This window comes from Streptococcus parasanguinis, assembly GCF_015556095.1.
GTDB classification, from domain to species: Bacteria; Bacillota; Bacilli; order Lactobacillales; family Streptococcaceae; genus Streptococcus; species Streptococcus parasanguinis_Q.
The window spans coordinates 1-15,014 of the sequence record NZ_JADNLT010000005.1; the positions used below are offsets into that span (position 1 = coordinate 1).

General features: G+C 43.7%; 12 protein-coding genes. 11 read left to right on the top strand and 1 reads right to left on the bottom strand.

Going from position 1 to position 15,014, the window contains the following annotated elements; all coding sequences use genetic code 11:
* Positions 1-109 precede the first annotated feature (109 nt).
* From I2E70_RS06080 to I2E70_RS06090, 3 genes are all read left to right on the top strand, one after another.
* Positions 110-520 carry a peptide deformylase gene (locus tag I2E70_RS06080; RefSeq protein WP_070505238.1) on the top strand — a complete coding sequence of 137 codons (411 nt, stop codon included), beginning with the start codon at positions 110-112 and terminating at the stop codon, positions 518-520.
* A gap of 219 nt (positions 521-739) precedes the next feature.
* Positions 740-1,255: a phosphatase PAP2 family protein gene (locus I2E70_RS06085; protein WP_195423979.1), complete on the top strand. Its 516-nt coding sequence runs from the start codon at positions 740-742 to the stop codon at positions 1,253-1,255.
* 83 nt (positions 1,256-1,338) lie between these two features.
* Positions 1,339-1,965 (top strand): GNAT family N-acetyltransferase, encoded by a 627-nt coding sequence (locus I2E70_RS06090; RefSeq protein WP_195423981.1) that lies wholly within the window; start codon positions 1,339-1,341, stop codon positions 1,963-1,965.
* Positions 1,966-1,986: 21 nt separating this feature from the next.
* On the opposite strand, the gene queG is transcribed toward I2E70_RS06090, so the two are convergent.
* Positions 1,987-3,126 (bottom strand): tRNA epoxyqueuosine(34) reductase QueG, encoded by a 1,140-nt coding sequence (queG, locus tag I2E70_RS06095; protein WP_195423983.1) that lies wholly within the window; start codon positions 3,124-3,126, stop codon positions 1,987-1,989.
* 115 nt (positions 3,127-3,241) lie between these two features.
* Here queG and manA point away from each other — a divergent pair, with 115 nt between their 5' ends.
* The 8 genes from manA (at position 3,242) to recG (ending at position 14,824) form a co-directional block, all read left to right on the top strand.
* Positions 3,242-4,186 carry a mannose-6-phosphate isomerase, class I gene (gene manA, locus I2E70_RS06100; protein WP_003005297.1) on the top strand — a complete coding sequence of 315 codons (945 nt, stop codon included), beginning with the start codon at positions 3,242-3,244 and terminating at the stop codon, positions 4,184-4,186.
* Between the two features lie 278 nt (positions 4,187-4,464).
* Complete coding sequence (locus I2E70_RS06105) at positions 4,465-5,205, top strand: MerR family transcriptional regulator (RefSeq protein ID WP_195423985.1); 741 nt, start codon at positions 4,465-4,467, stop codon at positions 5,203-5,205.
* A gap of 372 nt (positions 5,206-5,577) precedes the next feature.
* Positions 5,578-7,422: an APC family permease gene (locus tag I2E70_RS06110; RefSeq protein ID WP_155170152.1), complete on the top strand. Its 1,845-nt coding sequence runs from the start codon at positions 5,578-5,580 to the stop codon at positions 7,420-7,422.
* 174 nt (positions 7,423-7,596) lie between these two features.
* Positions 7,597-10,116 (top strand): preprotein translocase subunit SecA, encoded by a 2,520-nt coding sequence (gene secA, locus I2E70_RS06115; protein ID WP_155170150.1) that lies wholly within the window; start codon positions 7,597-7,599, stop codon positions 10,114-10,116.
* 52 nt (positions 10,117-10,168) lie between these two features.
* Positions 10,169-11,197: a 3-deoxy-7-phosphoheptulonate synthase gene (locus tag I2E70_RS06120; RefSeq protein ID WP_003014498.1), complete on the top strand. Its 1,029-nt coding sequence runs from the start codon at positions 10,169-10,171 to the stop codon at positions 11,195-11,197.
* A gap of 86 nt (positions 11,198-11,283) precedes the next feature.
* Positions 11,284-11,649: a holo-ACP synthase gene (gene acpS, locus I2E70_RS06125; RefSeq protein ID WP_031572889.1), complete on the top strand. Its 366-nt coding sequence runs from the start codon at positions 11,284-11,286 to the stop codon at positions 11,647-11,649.
* Positions 11,636-12,748, top strand: coding sequence for an alanine racemase (gene alr / locus I2E70_RS06130; protein ID WP_155170148.1), 1,113 nt, complete (start codon positions 11,636-11,638; stop codon positions 12,746-12,748). Before acpS ends, alr begins: the two co-directional genes overlap by 14 nt.
* A 60-nt stretch (positions 12,749-12,808) precedes the next feature.
* Positions 12,809-14,824: an ATP-dependent DNA helicase RecG gene (gene recG / locus I2E70_RS06135; RefSeq protein ID WP_195423988.1), complete on the top strand. Its 2,016-nt coding sequence runs from the start codon at positions 12,809-12,811 to the stop codon at positions 14,822-14,824.
* Positions 14,825-15,014: the final 190 nt, after the last annotated feature.

The following is a 15,014-nucleotide window of genomic DNA, read 5'->3' on the forward strand; positions in this document are numbered from 1 at the left end:
CAGCCCTACTCAACTGTGCGGAGGTGGGACGACGAAATCGAATTCTAACGAATTACCGATTTCTGTCCCACTCTCTTCTTTCGTCTACCTATCAAGAAGTGAGGAAGGAATGAAAAAGAATATTGTAAAAGATGTCTTATTCTTGGGTCAAAAGTCAGAGGAAGCGACACCTGAGGATCGCACCTTGGCTTTGGATTTGCAGGACACTTTAAATGCTCATCTCCTTGAGTGTGTGGGTTTAGCGGCTAATATGATCGGGGTGAAAAAACGGGCGATTATCATCCGAATGGGAAGTGAAAATTTGGTCCTGTTTAATCCTGTTCTCCTTGAAAAGAAAAAGCCTTACCAAACAGAAGAAGGATGCTTGTCCTTGGTGGGGAGTCGGCCGACCACTCGTTATGAGGAGATTTCAGTGGCCTATCGAGATGTGAATTGGAAAGCAAAAACAATTCAGTTGTCAGGTTTTCCAGCCCAGATCTGTCAGCACGAAATGGATCATCTAGAAGGTATTATTATCTAAAGATGAAGGATGGAGTCGATTCGACTCCATTTTTTACTAGGAAAAAGTGATAGAAAAGTCGATTCTTGGAGACATAAAATTGATAAAAGCAAAAAAAGGAATAGCGGTTGTATAGAAAAAGAAGAAAGAAACAATAAAAAAGAAGCCTTGCTTGACAGGTTTTCTTAGGATCGCGTATACTAGTAGTACAAAAATGAGATGAAAGACAGGAGTGCCAACATGAAGCGTAACCTTCACGATTATCCAAAATTTTATCGTTGGCTAACCTTGCCTTTTACGAAAAAACCAAGTCGGATACAGGTCCTTAAACGGATGAATCGAATCTTGACGCTTGTGATGCCAGGCGTCTACGGAATGGTTTTTTGTTGGCTGTTTTTAAAGAAAACTTCGCTTGGAGGAATCTGGCCTTTTATCTGGATCCCTGCTTCGGGTTTTGTCTTGTTTAGCCTCTTTCGTCATTGGGTCAATGTTCCAAGACCTTATGAAAAATGGGAGATTCAACCATTATTAGAAAAAAATTCATCCGGTCATTCCTTTCCTAGCCGACATGTTTTTTCGGCGACCATTATCTCCATGTGTGTCTGCCAGTTGTCTCTTCCGCTAGGAATGTGCTCGATGCTCCTATCTCTTCTATTAGCCCTTGTCCGAGTTCTTGGAGGAGTTCATTATCCCAAGGATGCCCTCGTCGCTTGGGGGCTAGGACTCGTCTGGGGAGGACTCTTTTTGCTGGCTTGAATGAACAAATTGCTGAAAATTGACCTTTGTCTAAGAGCGAGGGATAGTGTATACTGGAAAGTGGACTTAGAATAGGAGAGAAGATGAAGTACAGAAAAGCAAAAAAAGCAGATCTGGATCAGGTGGTTCGAGTAGCCAGTACAGCTTTTGAGGACTATCTATTTTTAAAAGTTATCAAGGATTTGGTGCGTGATCCCAAGCAATACCCTGCCTTTGTTGAGGCAATGATGCGCATCCTGGTAAAGGTTTTTCTTAAGCACCATATTTGCCTTGTGGCAGAAAAAAATGATGAAATTTATGCAGTTGCCTTGTTGCAAAAGGGACCGATTCCTTTTCGGGCCTATCTCTTAAATGGGGGATTCGGTTTGCTCAAGTTTATTTCCTTGAAGAATATGTTGTCCTACTTTAAATTTATGGAGGACACGGATAAGGAATTGGAGCAAAATGTAGACTTTGATTGGTATTTGATGCTTCTCGCAGTCGCCCCTAAACACCAACGGCAGGGCTATGGCAGTCGCTTTATGACAGAAGGAATTGAGCCTTTCTTGGAAGAGATCAAAGGTGAAAAACTAGCCTTTTATACCAATACCAAAGGTAATGTCTATTTTTACACGAAAAATGGTTACAAGGAAGTCTATTCAAGTGAGATTAGCTTTAACCAAGTAGAGATGGGTAGTTGGTATTTCTTGAAGGAACTAAAAAAACACTAAGGATACAACCTTAGTGTTTTTTCATTGTAGCTGTGAATCTGCTTGAATGCCGAATTTTTCAAAGAAAGCAGTTCGTTCTTCTATGATAGCATCGGTCGGATGTTTGATATTCCGTAAGAGCTCAACAAGGTCCGGCGTGACTTCACGAAGCAGTTGCCCTAAGGACCAGATAGCCGTTGCAATATGAATCTGATTTTGTGAAGTTTCGATGATGTTCAGGAGCTTAGGGATGGCCGAACGGTCATTGGCATTGGCTAATGCAATGATGGCATTGCGCTGGAGGATGTTCTTGCCTCGCCAACTTCCAGCAACATGTCCGAATTTTTCCTTAAATTGTCCGTTGGACAGCTCGATAAAAGGAATCAACTCTGGATGAGCCAGATCAGGATCGATTTCTGTTGCTAAGGGATTATCTAGCCCTTTGTTATAAGGGCAGCAAATCTGACAGATGTCACATCCATAGATGACCGTTTTAATTTTCTTGCGAAATTCTAGGTCCATCATGCCCTTGTCTTGGGTTGGGAAGGACAAACAACGCTTGGCATTCATAGAGCCATCTCCGATTAAACAGGAGGTTGGGCATGCATCTAAACAACGTCGACAGTCTCCACAACCATAGTCGACTGGCTGATCCGGTTCGATTTCGAGGTTGGTAATCAATTCGCCCAGAAACATGTAAGAACCGTATTCTTTTGAAATGACCAAGCCATTTTTTCCGATAAAGCCAATACCAGCTCGTTGGGCGACAGCCGTATCAACCAGTGCTCCAGTATCGACCATGCCCTTGTATTCAAAATCTTGCGTCATTTCTTCAATCCCAGCAGCTAAGCGGTTGAGCTTGTCTTGAAGGACATAATGGTAGTCTAATCCCCAGCTGTTGGGCGTGAATTTTCCTCTTTTATAGGCTGTTTTTTGAGGTTGCTGCTTGAGTTTGTGGGGGTAGGCGACAGCGATTGAGATGATGGTCTTAGCGGAGGAGAGACTTAATTTGGGTTGGATGCGCTCTTCAATATTCTTATGCTCGAATCCAGAATTCCGTCCTTCCTCAACGGCCAAGCGGAGCGATTTTTCCAAATAAGCGAAGTCATCAGCGGTTGTAAAGCCAATTTTTGAAATCCCAATAGAATGCGCCAGTTGGATAATGTTTTCTTTTAGTGTCATCCCTTTCATTATACACAAAAATGAAGTTTCTGGCGAGAGAGGAAAATGATGGAAAGGGCTTTCAAAAACTTTCTTTTTTTTGTATAATAGAAACATGAAATGCGAGGAGGATATTATGGGACAACCATTATTTTTACATTCAGTCATGCAGGAAAAAATTTGGGGAGGAACTCGTCTGAAAGAAGAATTTGGTTACGAAATTCCGAGCGACCATGTCGGTGAATTTTGGGCGATTTCAGCCCATCCACATGGGGTTTCTAAAGTAGCCAATGGTCCATACGAAGGAATGGGATTGGATCAGCTCTATCAAGAGCATCGGGAATTATTCGGTAATCGTAAAGAACCTGTCTTTCCTTTATTAACAAAGATTTTGGATGCCAACGATTGGCTCAGTGTACAGGTGCACCCAGATGATACCTATGCAATGGAGCATGAAGGAGAACTTGGAAAAACTGAGTGTTGGTATGTGATTGCGGCTGATGAAGGATCTGAGATTATCTATGGGCACAATGCCAAGTCAAAAGAAGAACTCCGCCAGCAAATTGAGGACAAGAACTGGGATGCCTTGCTGACAAAAGTTCCTGTCAAGGCTGGAGATTTCTTCTATGTGCCAAGTGGGACCATGCACGCCATTGGATCTGGAATATTGATTCTTGAAACCCAACAGTCGAGTGACACCACCTACCGGGTTTATGATTTTGACCGTAAGGATGCTCAAGGAAACTTGCGTGAACTTCACTTGGAAAAATCAATTGATGTGTTAAACATCGGTGAGCCTGCCAATAGCCATCCAGATACAGTTGTAATCGATGATCTTCGAATGACCACCTTGGTTGCCAGTGATTTCTTCACCGTTTATAAGTGGGAACTGACTGGAAAAGCTGATTTTGAAAAGACCGCTGATTACAGCTTGTTGAGCGTCTTAGCCGGAGAAGGGAAATTGACGGTAGATGGAAAGGATTATCCTATTCAAAAAGGAAGCCACTTTATCTTACCGAGCGATGTTGAATCTTGGACTTTGGAAGGACAAGGTTTAGAATTAATCGTAAGTCATCCATAAAAAAGAAAGGGTTTGAGTTAAAAGTTGTGAAACAACTCAAGCCTTTTTTATCTGAAAACTTTTTTATGTTAAGCCTTGACTCTGACCTAAGGGTAGGGGTTATACTATCCTTGTAATACTCTTCGAAAATCAAATTCAAACCACGTCAGCGTCGCCTTGCCGTACATATGTTACTGACTTCGTCAGTTCTATCTACAACCTCAAAGCAGTGCTTTGAGCAACCTGCGGCTAGCTTCCTAGTTTGCTCTTTGATCTTCATTGAGTATAAGGAGGAAATCATGTACCATATCAAAGAAGCTGCAGAGCTGTCGGGTGTCTCTGTCAAGACCTTGCACCACTATGACAAGATAGGACTTCTCGTCCCTGTGAAATCTGAAAATGGCTATCGGACATACAGTCAAGAAGATTTAGAACGATTACAGGTGATTCTCTACTACAAGTATCTAGGATTTTCCTTAGACCAAATAGCAGAACTCTTAGCCGAAGAAAAATCTAACTTATTGCCCCATTTGACCAGGCAGTTGGACTATCTAACTCGAGAAAGACAACATCTGGATACCTTGATTGCCACCTTGCAAAAAACCATTCAAGAACAAAAAGGAGAAAGAAACATGACCATTGAGGAAAAATTCACTGGATTTAGCTATCAAGACAATCAAAAATACCACCAAGAAGCAGTAGAGAAATATGGTCAAGAAGTCATGGACCAAGCGCTTGAACGCCAAAAAGGTCGAGAAGAGGAGGCGACAAGAGCCTTTAATCAAGTCTTTCAAGCCTTGGCTAAAAACCTCCAAGCAGGTTTGCCAGTAACAGCATCGGAAAACCAAGAAGAAGCCGCCAAACTTTTAGACGCGATTCGAACGTATGGATTTGACTGCTCTATAGAGGTTTTTGGCCATATCGGCAAAGGCTATGTTTATAATCCAGAATTCAAGGAAAATATCGACAAGTTTGGAGCTGGCACAGCCCAGTACACTTCGAATATCATTGCCTTTTATGTCGAAAATCAAGCAAAATAAAAAAGTGAGAGTGGGACAGAAATCGGAATTCGTTAGAATTCGATTTCGTCGTCCCACCTCCGCACAGTTGAGTAGGGCTGTAAAAGCTGATGAAATCAGCGTAGTAGAGCCCACTCAACCACTGCGTCTTGCTCGACAATCCAAAAATAATTGAGAGGCTAGGATTTTTGTCCCAGCCTCGTTTTTGCTTGGATCGATTTGAAAAGAAGCTGACCGATCTAAGAGAGCTTGAATGGATGAACACAATGAAAACTTTATGAGAATTTCACAATTTTGGTTGACAGTCTTGAAAAAAAGGAGTAGAATAACCCCTGTTTTATGAAAAGAGGCAGGGAATTCCCGGCCTCATGATCTTTTTTCAAGGAGTTTTTTATGTTTTCAACATTGAAAAAATGGTTTATTGGCCGTCCGTTGAAATCTGGTGCAGAAGGTGAAGGCGGATTGCTAGGGAAAATGCAGGCTTTGGCCATGCTCTCTAGTGACGCACTTTCTTCTATCGCCTACGGTCCAGAGCAAGTTATCCTGGTCTTGATGACCGTATCAGCAGGAGCCATTTGGTGGTCCATTCCAATTGGGATTGTGGTCCTGATTCTCCTAGCCAGTTTAACAATTTCTTATCGCCAGGTCATTCATGCCTACCCTCAAGGGGGAGGGGCCTACATGGTGACTACGGAGAACTTGTCTCCCAAAGCGGGTTTGATTGCTGGTGGTAGTCTCTTGGTCGATTACATGCTGACGGTAGCGGTATCTGTTTCTTCCGGTGCAGATGCCATCACGTCAGCGATTCCATCTCTTCATCCTTATAATCTTCACATTTCCATTTTATTGGTCTTGATCTTGATGCTGATGAACCTTCGGGGACTGCGCGAATCGGCTACTTCCTTGATGATTCCGGTCTATCTGTTCATTGTCAGTACCATTGCCTTGATCGGCTATGGTGTGATCCAAATCTTGACGGGTCACTTGGCCTATAACGCAACTGCTCATGTGGGTCAAACCATTTCAGGGGTTAGTGTCATTCTCTTATTGCGGGCCTTTACGAGTGGATCGGCTTCACTAACAGGGGTTGAAGCCATCTCCAATTCGGTTCCTTTCTTTAAGAAACCAAAAGCAAAGAATGCAGCCTCTACCTTGACCATCATGGCTTTGATTTTGGGGATTATGTTTGCAGGGATTACCTTCCTCAATTACTGGGTGGGTGTCGTTCCGGCAAAAGGGGTAACAACTCTAGCCCAAATGGCCCAAGCCATCTTAGGGAATTCCCCAGTCGGACAAGCCTTCTTTTACGTCTTCCAATTATCAACAGCCTTGATCTTGGCAGTTGCGGCTAATACCGGTTTCTCAGCCTTTCCAATGTTGGCCTTTAACATGGCTAAAAATAAATACATGCCACACATGTATATGGAAAAAGGGGATCGTCTGGGCTATTCTAATGGGATTTTGACCTTGGCGATTGGTGCCATCGTTTTGCTCTTGATCTTTGATGGGCAAACAGAAAGCTTGATTCCGCTTTATACCATCGGGGTCTTCATTCCTTTTGCCCTTTCTCAAACAGGGATGGTGATCCACTGGAAACGCCAATATCAAAAAGGATTTCTTAAGTATTCGCTTGCCAATATCCTGGGGGCAGCCATCTGTTATGGGATTGTCTTGATCCTCTTATTATTCCGTTTGCGTGAGATCTGGCCCTTCTTCCCTATTATTGGTCTCTTGCTTTGGATGTTCTTGAGTATCCGTAATCACTATGATAAAGTTGCGGCTCAATTGCGCTTGGGAGGTAAGATTGAAAAGACAAGTTATGCGGGCAATACCGTGATTGTCCTTGTTGGGAATGTCACTCAGGTAAGTGTGGGAGCTATGAGTTATGCAAATAGCCTAGGAAACGATGTTATAGCTATGCACGTCTCAACGGAAGAAACCAAGGTTAAAGATGCGGAAGTGGCGGAAGAATTTAAGCATTATTTCCCTCATATTCGCTTTGAAAATGTCATGACCAGTTACCGGGATATTATCCAGCCAACAGTTGAATTTGTCTCAAAAGTAGCTGAGGAAGCCAAGGAAAAAGGCAACACTGTTACAGTCTTAGTTCCTCAATTTATTCCTAAAAAACATTGGCAAAATATTCTCCACAACCAAATGAGTTTGAAATTGAAGTATGCACTTCGTTGGCATGAAGAAGTGGTTGTGGCAAGCTATTCTTACCATTTGTCTGAATAAACACCGTATATAGAAAAGATGTCTGCTTGAGCAGGCATCTTTTTGGATTTTCTTACACGAAAAAAACCACTCGAAAGTCTTGTAAGATACAGCCTTGATCTTGAAAAAATGTTTAAAAAATGCTAGAATAAAAAGAACATTTTAGATTTTGAAAAATTCAAAGTAAGGAAAAAAATGGCAAATTTATTAAAAACAATTATTGAAAATGATCGAGGCGAAATCAAACGCCTTGAAAAAATGGCTGACAAGGTCTTTTCTTATGAAGACCAAATGGCAGCTTTGACGGATGACGAATTAAAAGCGAAAACAGTTGAGTTTAAGCAACGCTACCAAGATGGTGAGTCTTTGGATGATCTCTTGTACGAAGCTTTTGCAGTTGTTCGTGAAGCTGCAAAACGGGTTCTTGGTTTGTTCCCATACAAGGTTCAGGTCATGGGGGGAATCGTCCTTCACCATGGTGACGTTCCAGAGATGCGTACAGGGGAAGGAAAAACCCTGACAGCAACCATGCCGGTATACTTGAATGCCTTGTCTGGCAAAGGGGTGCACGTTGTCACCGTCAATGAATACTTGACCGAGCGGGATGCAACAGAGATGGGAGAACTATACTCATGGCTTGGCCTTTCAGTAGGGATCAACCTTGCAGCAAAATCTCCAGCTGAGAAAAAAGAAGCTTACCTCTGTGATATCACTTACTCAACCAACTCAGAGATTGGTTTTGACTACTTGCGTGACAACATGGTTGTGCGTGCAGAAAACATGGTTCAACGTCCATTGAACTATGCCTTGGTCGATGAGGTAGACTCCATCTTGATTGACGAAGCCCGTACTCCGTTGATCGTTTCTGGTCAGACAGCTTCTGATACGAGCCAGCTCTATCACATGGCGGATGCTTATGTGAAGACCTTGACAGAGGACGATTACATTATCGATGTCCCATCTAAAACCATCGGTTTGTCTGATTCAGGAATCGATAAGGCAGAAAGCTACTTTAATCTTGAAAACTTGTACGATATTGAAAACGTAGCTTTGACTCACTTTATCGACAATGCCCTTCGTGCCAACTACATCATGATTTTGGATATCGACTATGTGGTCAGCGAAGATCAAGAAATCTTGATCGTCGACCAATTTACTGGTCGGACCATGGAAGGACGTCGCTATTCTGATGGACTTCACCAAGCGATTGAAGCCAAAGAAGGTGTTCCAGTTCAAGAAGAAACCAAAACATCTGCGTCGATTACTTACCAAAACCTCTTCCGTATGTACAAGAAGTTGTCAGGGATGACAGGGACAGGGAAAACCGAAGAAGAAGAATTCCGTGAAATTTATAACATTCGCGTGATTCCAATTCCAACAAACCGTCCGATTGCCCGTATTGACCATCCAGACCTTCTCTACCCAAGCTTGAAATCAAAATTCAAAGCTGTTGTGGAAGATGTCAAGTCTCGTCATGAAAAAGGTCAACCAGTCCTAGTAGGTACCGTTGCCGTTGAAACCAGTGATTACCTTTCTCAATTGTTGGTTCAAGCAGGTGTCCCTCACGAAGTTTTGAATGCGAAAAACCACTACAAAGAAGCGCAAATCATCATGAACGCTGGTCAACGTGGTGCTGTTACTATCGCGACTAACATGGCCGGACGTGGTACCGATATCAAGCTTGGTGAAGGTGTTCGCGAACTCGGTGGACTATGTGTTATCGGGACAGAACGTCACGAAAGTCGTCGGATCGATAACCAGCTTCGTGGACGTTCAGGACGTCAAGGGGATCCAGGTGAATCTCAATTCTACTTGTCTCTTGAAGATGAATTGATGCGCCGTTTCGGTTCTGAACGGATCAAAGCAGTGCTTGATCGCTTCAAGTTGAGCGAAGAAGAATCGGTGATCCGTTCAAATATGTTCACCCGTCAAGTAGAGGGTGCACAAAAACGGGTTGAAGGAAACAACTACGATACCCGTAAACAAGTCCTTCAATACGATGACGTGATGCGGGAACAACGGGAAATTATCTATGCTGAACGCTATGATGTTATCACAGCTAACCGTGACTTGGCACCTGAGATCAAGGCCATGATCAAACGGACCATCAAACGGATTGTTGAAGGAGCCAGCCACTCAAGTAAGGAAGAACGCGTTGAAGCGATTCTGAACTTTGCCAAATACAATTTGGTTCCAGAAGATACGATTTCTGAAAGCGATATTGAAGGAAAATCTGACAAGGAAGTTATCGATTACTTGTATGGACGAGCAGAAGAAATCTATGCCAGTCAGGTAGCGAAATTGCGTGACGAAGAGTCTGTACAAGAGTTCCAAAAAGTCTTGATCCTTCGCGTGGTGGACAGCAAGTGGACAGACCACATCGATGCTTTGGATCAATTGCGAAATGCCGTTGGACTCCGTGGGTATGCGCAAAATAACCCAGTAGTGGAATACCAATCAGAAAGTTTCCGTATGTTTAACGATATGATCGGATCGATTGAATTTGATGTGACTCGTCTTATGATGAAAGCCCAAATTCACGAACAAGAACGTCCACGTACGGAACACAGTATTTCAACAACTGCGACTCGTAACATTGCAGCGCAACAACAAGATATTCCAGCAGATATTGACTTGTCACAAGTGAAACGCAACGATTTGTGCCCTTGTGGTTCAGGCAAGAAATTTAAAAACTGTCACGGACGTAAATTTTAAGAGCTCCTCTGAAATAGAAAGAGGATGGGTCTAGCTAGCATAAGGAGGCCGTATGGTATTCATTACGAAGAGCAATAAGATTGATGAGCAAGAGATCACTTCGCTTTACCGCTTGGAAGGTCCAGCCTTGGAGCGCAAAGAAGCGCGTGATCGAGAATTGGAAGCTATTATCAAAGGAGAAGACCAACGGATCCTTCTTGTGATCGGGCCTTGCTCTTCTGATAATGAAGAAGCTGTGATGGACTATGCCCGTCGTTTGGCAGACTTGCAAGAGCAAGTCAAAGATCAGATTTTCATTGTGATGCGGGTCTATACGGCTAAACCTCGGACCAATGGGGATGGCTATAAAGGCTTGATGCACCAACCAGATACACATGCAGCACCAAGCTTTGTGGACGGTTTGAAAGCAGTCCGACATCTCCACTACCGTGTGATTACAGAAACTGGTTTGACAACTGCGGATGAGTTGCTTTATCCAGCAAGTCTTCCGTATGTTGAGGATTTGATTTCTTATCATGCCATTGGAGCGCGTTCAGTTGAAGACCAGGAGCACCGCTTTGTATCTAGTGGGATCTCTGCTCCGACAGGCATGAAGAATCCAACTTCTGGAAATCTTTCTGTCATGTTCAATGCGATTTATGCAGCCCAACATCCCCAAAACTTTTTGTTCAATGCCCAAGCAGTGGAAACATCAGGAAATCCTTTAGCTCATGCGATCCTTCGTGGAGGCTTGGATGCAAGTGGTAAGAATATTCCAAACTACCATTATGAAGATTTGCTAGCGGCAGCAAAACGCTATAGCGAAATGGGCTTGCAACATCCCTTCATCCTGGTGGATACCAACCATGACAATTCTGGCAAACAATTCGAAGAGCAAGTACGCATCGTGAGAGAAACCATGATGAACCGTGCTTGGAACAAGGATTTGGCAACTTTAGTTCGTGGTTTCATGATTGAATCCTATCTAGAAGATGGCCGTCAAAATGAACCAGTGGTTTATGGTCAATCCATCACAGACCCTTGCCTGGGTTGGGAAAAAACACAGGCCTTGGTCAAAGAAATTGCAACGATGAATAAGTAAAAGGCAGGGGCGGAAGGAGTGATTCTTTAGCCTCTTCTCTTTTGTCAGTAAAACGATACTGAAACGATAAATAAGGATAAAACAAGATGATCAAAGGACATGGCATCGATATCGAATCGATCGCTGCGATTGAAAAAGCCTATCAGAAGAATACCCGATTCGCTGAAAAAGTCTTAACCGAGGCTGAGCGAGAGCGCTTTGAGGAATTGTCTGGAAAACGGAAAATGGAATACTTAACGGGCCGATGGTCCGCCAAAGAAGCCTTTTCAAAGGCAATGGGAACAGGGATTGGACCGGTTGGTTTTCAAGAGTTAGAAATTTTAAATGATGCCCACGGAGCTCCCTATTTTTCCAAGTCTCCTTTTTCTGGGAAGGTATGGATTTCGATCAGTCATAAGGGAGACCTAGTGTCGACCAGTGTCATTTTGGAGGAAGAAAATGAAAGCAAGTAAACATAGACCAACGGTTGCAAGAGTCGATTTGGATGCCATTGCCTTTAATGTGCAACAAGTCAGTGAGCATATTCCAAGTCAAGCCTTGAAATATGCAGTCGTCAAGGCCAACGCCTATGGTCATGGGGTCGTTGCGGTGACCAAAAAATTGGCACCTCAGGTAGATGGTTTTTGTGTTTCCAATATGGATGAAGCCCTTGAAATTCGTGAAGAAGGTTTGCAACACCCTCTTTTGATTTTGGGAGTTGTGCCGAGTGAAACAGTGAATCTAGCCAAAGAGCATGACATCCGCTTAACGGTGGCTAGTCTTGCTTGGTTGGACCAATTGCTTGGACAAGAAGCAGATCTTTCAGGATTGAAGGTCCATATCAAGGTGGATTCAGGAATGGGGCGGATTGGATTCCGAAGGATCGAAGAGATCAAAGAAGCTGAACGCCTTCTCTTAGCAGCTGGAGCTGAAATTGAAGGGATCTTTACTCATTTTGCGACAGCAGATGAGGCAGATGATCGAAAATTTCAAGCGCAATACCAGTTTTTCAAAGAAGTATTGGCTGCTCTTGAAACCCTTCCTCCCATTGTCCATGCGAGTAATTCTGCCACCTCTTTGTGGCATGCGGATACGATTTTCACAGCTGTGCGCTTGGGAGATGTCATGTACGGTTTGAATCCCAGTGGTTCTGTGTTAGACTTGCCTTATGAAATCAAGCCAGCCTTGAGTTTGGTGAGCGAATTAGTTCATGTGAAACAGTTAGAAGCTGGTCAAGATATTGGTTACGGGGCAACCTATACGACGGAAGAACCCCAATGGATTGGAACGATTCCTATCGGCTATGCGGATGGTTGGATCCGAGAGATGCAAAACTTTCATGTGCTGATTAAGGGGGACTATTGTCCCATTGTTGGTCGCGTTTCGATGGACCAGATTACTGTTCGCCTTCCAGAAGAATTGCCTCTGGGGACCAAGGTTACCCTAATTGGCCGAGATGGAGAAAAAGAAATTACGGCAACAGAGGTTGCAGATTACCGTGGGACCATTAATTATGAAGTGGTCTGTCTCTTGAGTGATCGGATTCCTCGTGACTATACAGGTGAAGAATAAGAAGAAGCAGGTGGGATTTTCCCGGATGGGCCTGCTTTTTTATAAAAGAAAGGAGGAAAAATGAATCTACACCAACCCTTATCCGTACTTCCTGGAGTCGGTCCAAAATCGGCGGAAAAATTTAAAAAGTTAGGGATTGAAACCTTAGAAGATCTGCTCTTGTATTTCCCCTTTCGCTATGAAGACTTCAAAACGCGCAATGTTTTAGAGTTGGAAGATGGTGAAAAAGCCGTCATCTCTGGGGTGGTAGCAACACCAGCCAATGTCCAATATTATGGCTACAAACGAAATCGCTTGCGTTTTTCGATCAAACAGGGAGACCAGGTCATTGCGGTTAATTTTTTCAACCAACCCTATCTAGCAGACAAAATTGAGGTTCAGCAGACAGTGGCGATTTTTGGGAAATGGGACAAGGCCAAAGGCAGTTTGACAGGAATGAAGCTCCTGGCTCAAGTGGAAGATGATTTGCAGCCGGTCTATCGAGTGACGCAAGGAGTCAGCCAAAACAGTCTGGTGAAATTGATCAAAATAGCATTCGACCAGGGCTTGGACCAGCTTTTAGAAGAGAATGTACCCCAAATCTTACGAGAGCGTTATCAACTCATGTCCCGTTCCCAAGCAGTGCAAGCTATGCATTTCCCTAAGGATCTGGCAGAGTACAAGCAAGCCCTTCGCCGGGTAAAATTTGAAGAGCTCCTCTTTTTCCAGCTGCAACTCCAAGTGCTAAAAGAAGAAAATCACGATGCAAGCCAAGGGATTTCCTTGGCCTGGGATCCAGAAAAATTAGCAGAACGAAAAAAACAGCTCCCTTTTGAGCTAACGCAAGCTCAAGAAAACAGCTTGAATGAAATCTTGACAGATATGGCTTCTCCTTATCATATGAACCGCCTCTTACAAGGGGATGTGGGAAGCGGGAAGACAGTCGTGGCCGGTCTTGCTATGTATGCAGCTATTAGTGCTGGTAAGCAAGCTGCCTTGATGGTTCCAACGGAGATTTTGGCAGAGCAACACAAGGAAAGCTTGCAAAATCTTTTTCCAGATTTGCCAATTGCCCTTCTAACAGGAGGATTAAAGGCGGCTGAGAAACGAGAAGTCTTAGAAGAGATCGCCTCAGGAAAAGCCCAATTGATTGTGGGGACACATGCCTTGATTCAAGAGGGAGTTCACTACCAAGATCTAGGCTTGGTCATTATTGATGAACAGCATCGCTTTGGGGTTTCCCAACGTCGTATTCTTCGAGAAAAGGGACAAAATCCAGACGTCCTGATGATGACGGCTACCCCTATTCCCCGGACCTTGGCTATTACAGCCTTTGGAGATATGGATGTGTCCATCATTGATCAGATGCCTGCGGGACGCAAGGAAATCATCACACGTTGGGTCAAGCATGAGCAGTTAGAAGTGGTCCTCGACTGGTTAGTCAAAGAACTTGGCAAAGGTTCTCAAGCCTACTTTATTTCTCCATTGATTGAGGAGTCAGAGGCGCTAGATTTGAAAAACGCCCTTGCCCTCAAAGAAGAGCTAGAGACCTTCTTTGGACAGCGAGCACGCGTTTCTCTTCTTCATGGGAAGATGAAAAGTGAAGAAAAAGATGCTATCATGCAGTCCTTTAAAGAGCACCAAGTCGATGTTTTGGTGTCTACGACCGTTATTGAAGTAGGAGTCAACGTGCCCAATGCGACCGTTATGGTCATTATGGATGCAGATCGGTTTGGTCTTAGCCAACTTCACCAGCTTCGAGGCCGGGTTGGTCGGGGAAGCAAGCAATCCTATGCTATTCTAGTAGCCAATCCTAAGACAGATAGTGGCAAGCAGCGCATGAAAATCATGACAGAGACGACCAATGGGTTTGTTCTAGCGGAAGAAGATTTGAAAATGCGGGGTTCAGGTGAAATCTTTGGAACCCGTCAATCTGGGATTCCAGAATTTCAAGTGGCTGATTTGGTAGAAGATTATCCCATTCTGGAAGAAGCGCGGAAAGTCGCCAGCCAGATTGTAGCCACGCCAAATTGGCGTGAACACCCCGATTGGCATTTGCTCTCGCTTTACTTAGAAAAGAAAGAACATTTAGACTAAAATATAAAAAGGGAGTAGAGTGGAAATTCTTTGGATTCCACTCTACTCCCTTTAAGATTGTATTTTACGGGCTTTGTATCTTATTAATTGAACACGGGCTGCGGATTGTGTCAAAAAGATGAATCCTCCTAGAATCTTTTGGATTCTTCGTCGTATTCCCTATTTTGACTGTATCCGCTACGCCCTTTGT

Excerpts from the sequence above, each read along its gene's own strand:
- alr (WP_155170148.1), top strand. The coding sequence starts at position 11,636 with ATGAAAGCAAGTAAACATAGACCAACGGTTGCAAGAGTCGATTTGGAT.
- manA (WP_003005297.1), top strand. The coding sequence starts at position 3,242 with ATGGGACAACCATTATTTTTACATTCAGTCATGCAGGAAAAAATTTGG.
- I2E70_RS06080 (WP_070505238.1), top strand. The coding sequence starts at position 110 with ATGAAAAAGAATATTGTAAAAGATGTCTTATTCTTGGGTCAAAAGTCA.
- recG (WP_195423988.1), top strand. The coding sequence starts at position 12,809 with ATGAATCTACACCAACCCTTATCCGTACTTCCTGGAGTCGGTCCAAAA.
- I2E70_RS06090 (WP_195423981.1), top strand. The coding sequence starts at position 1,339 with ATGAAGTACAGAAAAGCAAAAAAAGCAGATCTGGATCAGGTGGTTCGA.
- I2E70_RS06120 (WP_003014498.1), top strand. The coding sequence starts at position 10,169 with ATGGTATTCATTACGAAGAGCAATAAGATTGATGAGCAAGAGATCACT.
- I2E70_RS06110 (WP_155170152.1), top strand. The coding sequence starts at position 5,578 with ATGTTTTCAACATTGAAAAAATGGTTTATTGGCCGTCCGTTGAAATCT.
- secA (WP_155170150.1), top strand. The coding sequence starts at position 7,597 with ATGGCAAATTTATTAAAAACAATTATTGAAAATGATCGAGGCGAAATC.
- I2E70_RS06085 (WP_195423979.1), top strand. The coding sequence starts at position 740 with ATGAAGCGTAACCTTCACGATTATCCAAAATTTTATCGTTGGCTAACC.
- queG (WP_195423983.1), bottom strand. The coding sequence starts at position 3,126 with ATGACACTAAAAGAAAACATTATCCAACTGGCGCATTCTATTGGGATT.
- acpS (WP_031572889.1), top strand. The coding sequence starts at position 11,284 with ATGATCAAAGGACATGGCATCGATATCGAATCGATCGCTGCGATTGAA.
- I2E70_RS06105 (WP_195423985.1), top strand. The coding sequence starts at position 4,465 with ATGTACCATATCAAAGAAGCTGCAGAGCTGTCGGGTGTCTCTGTCAAG.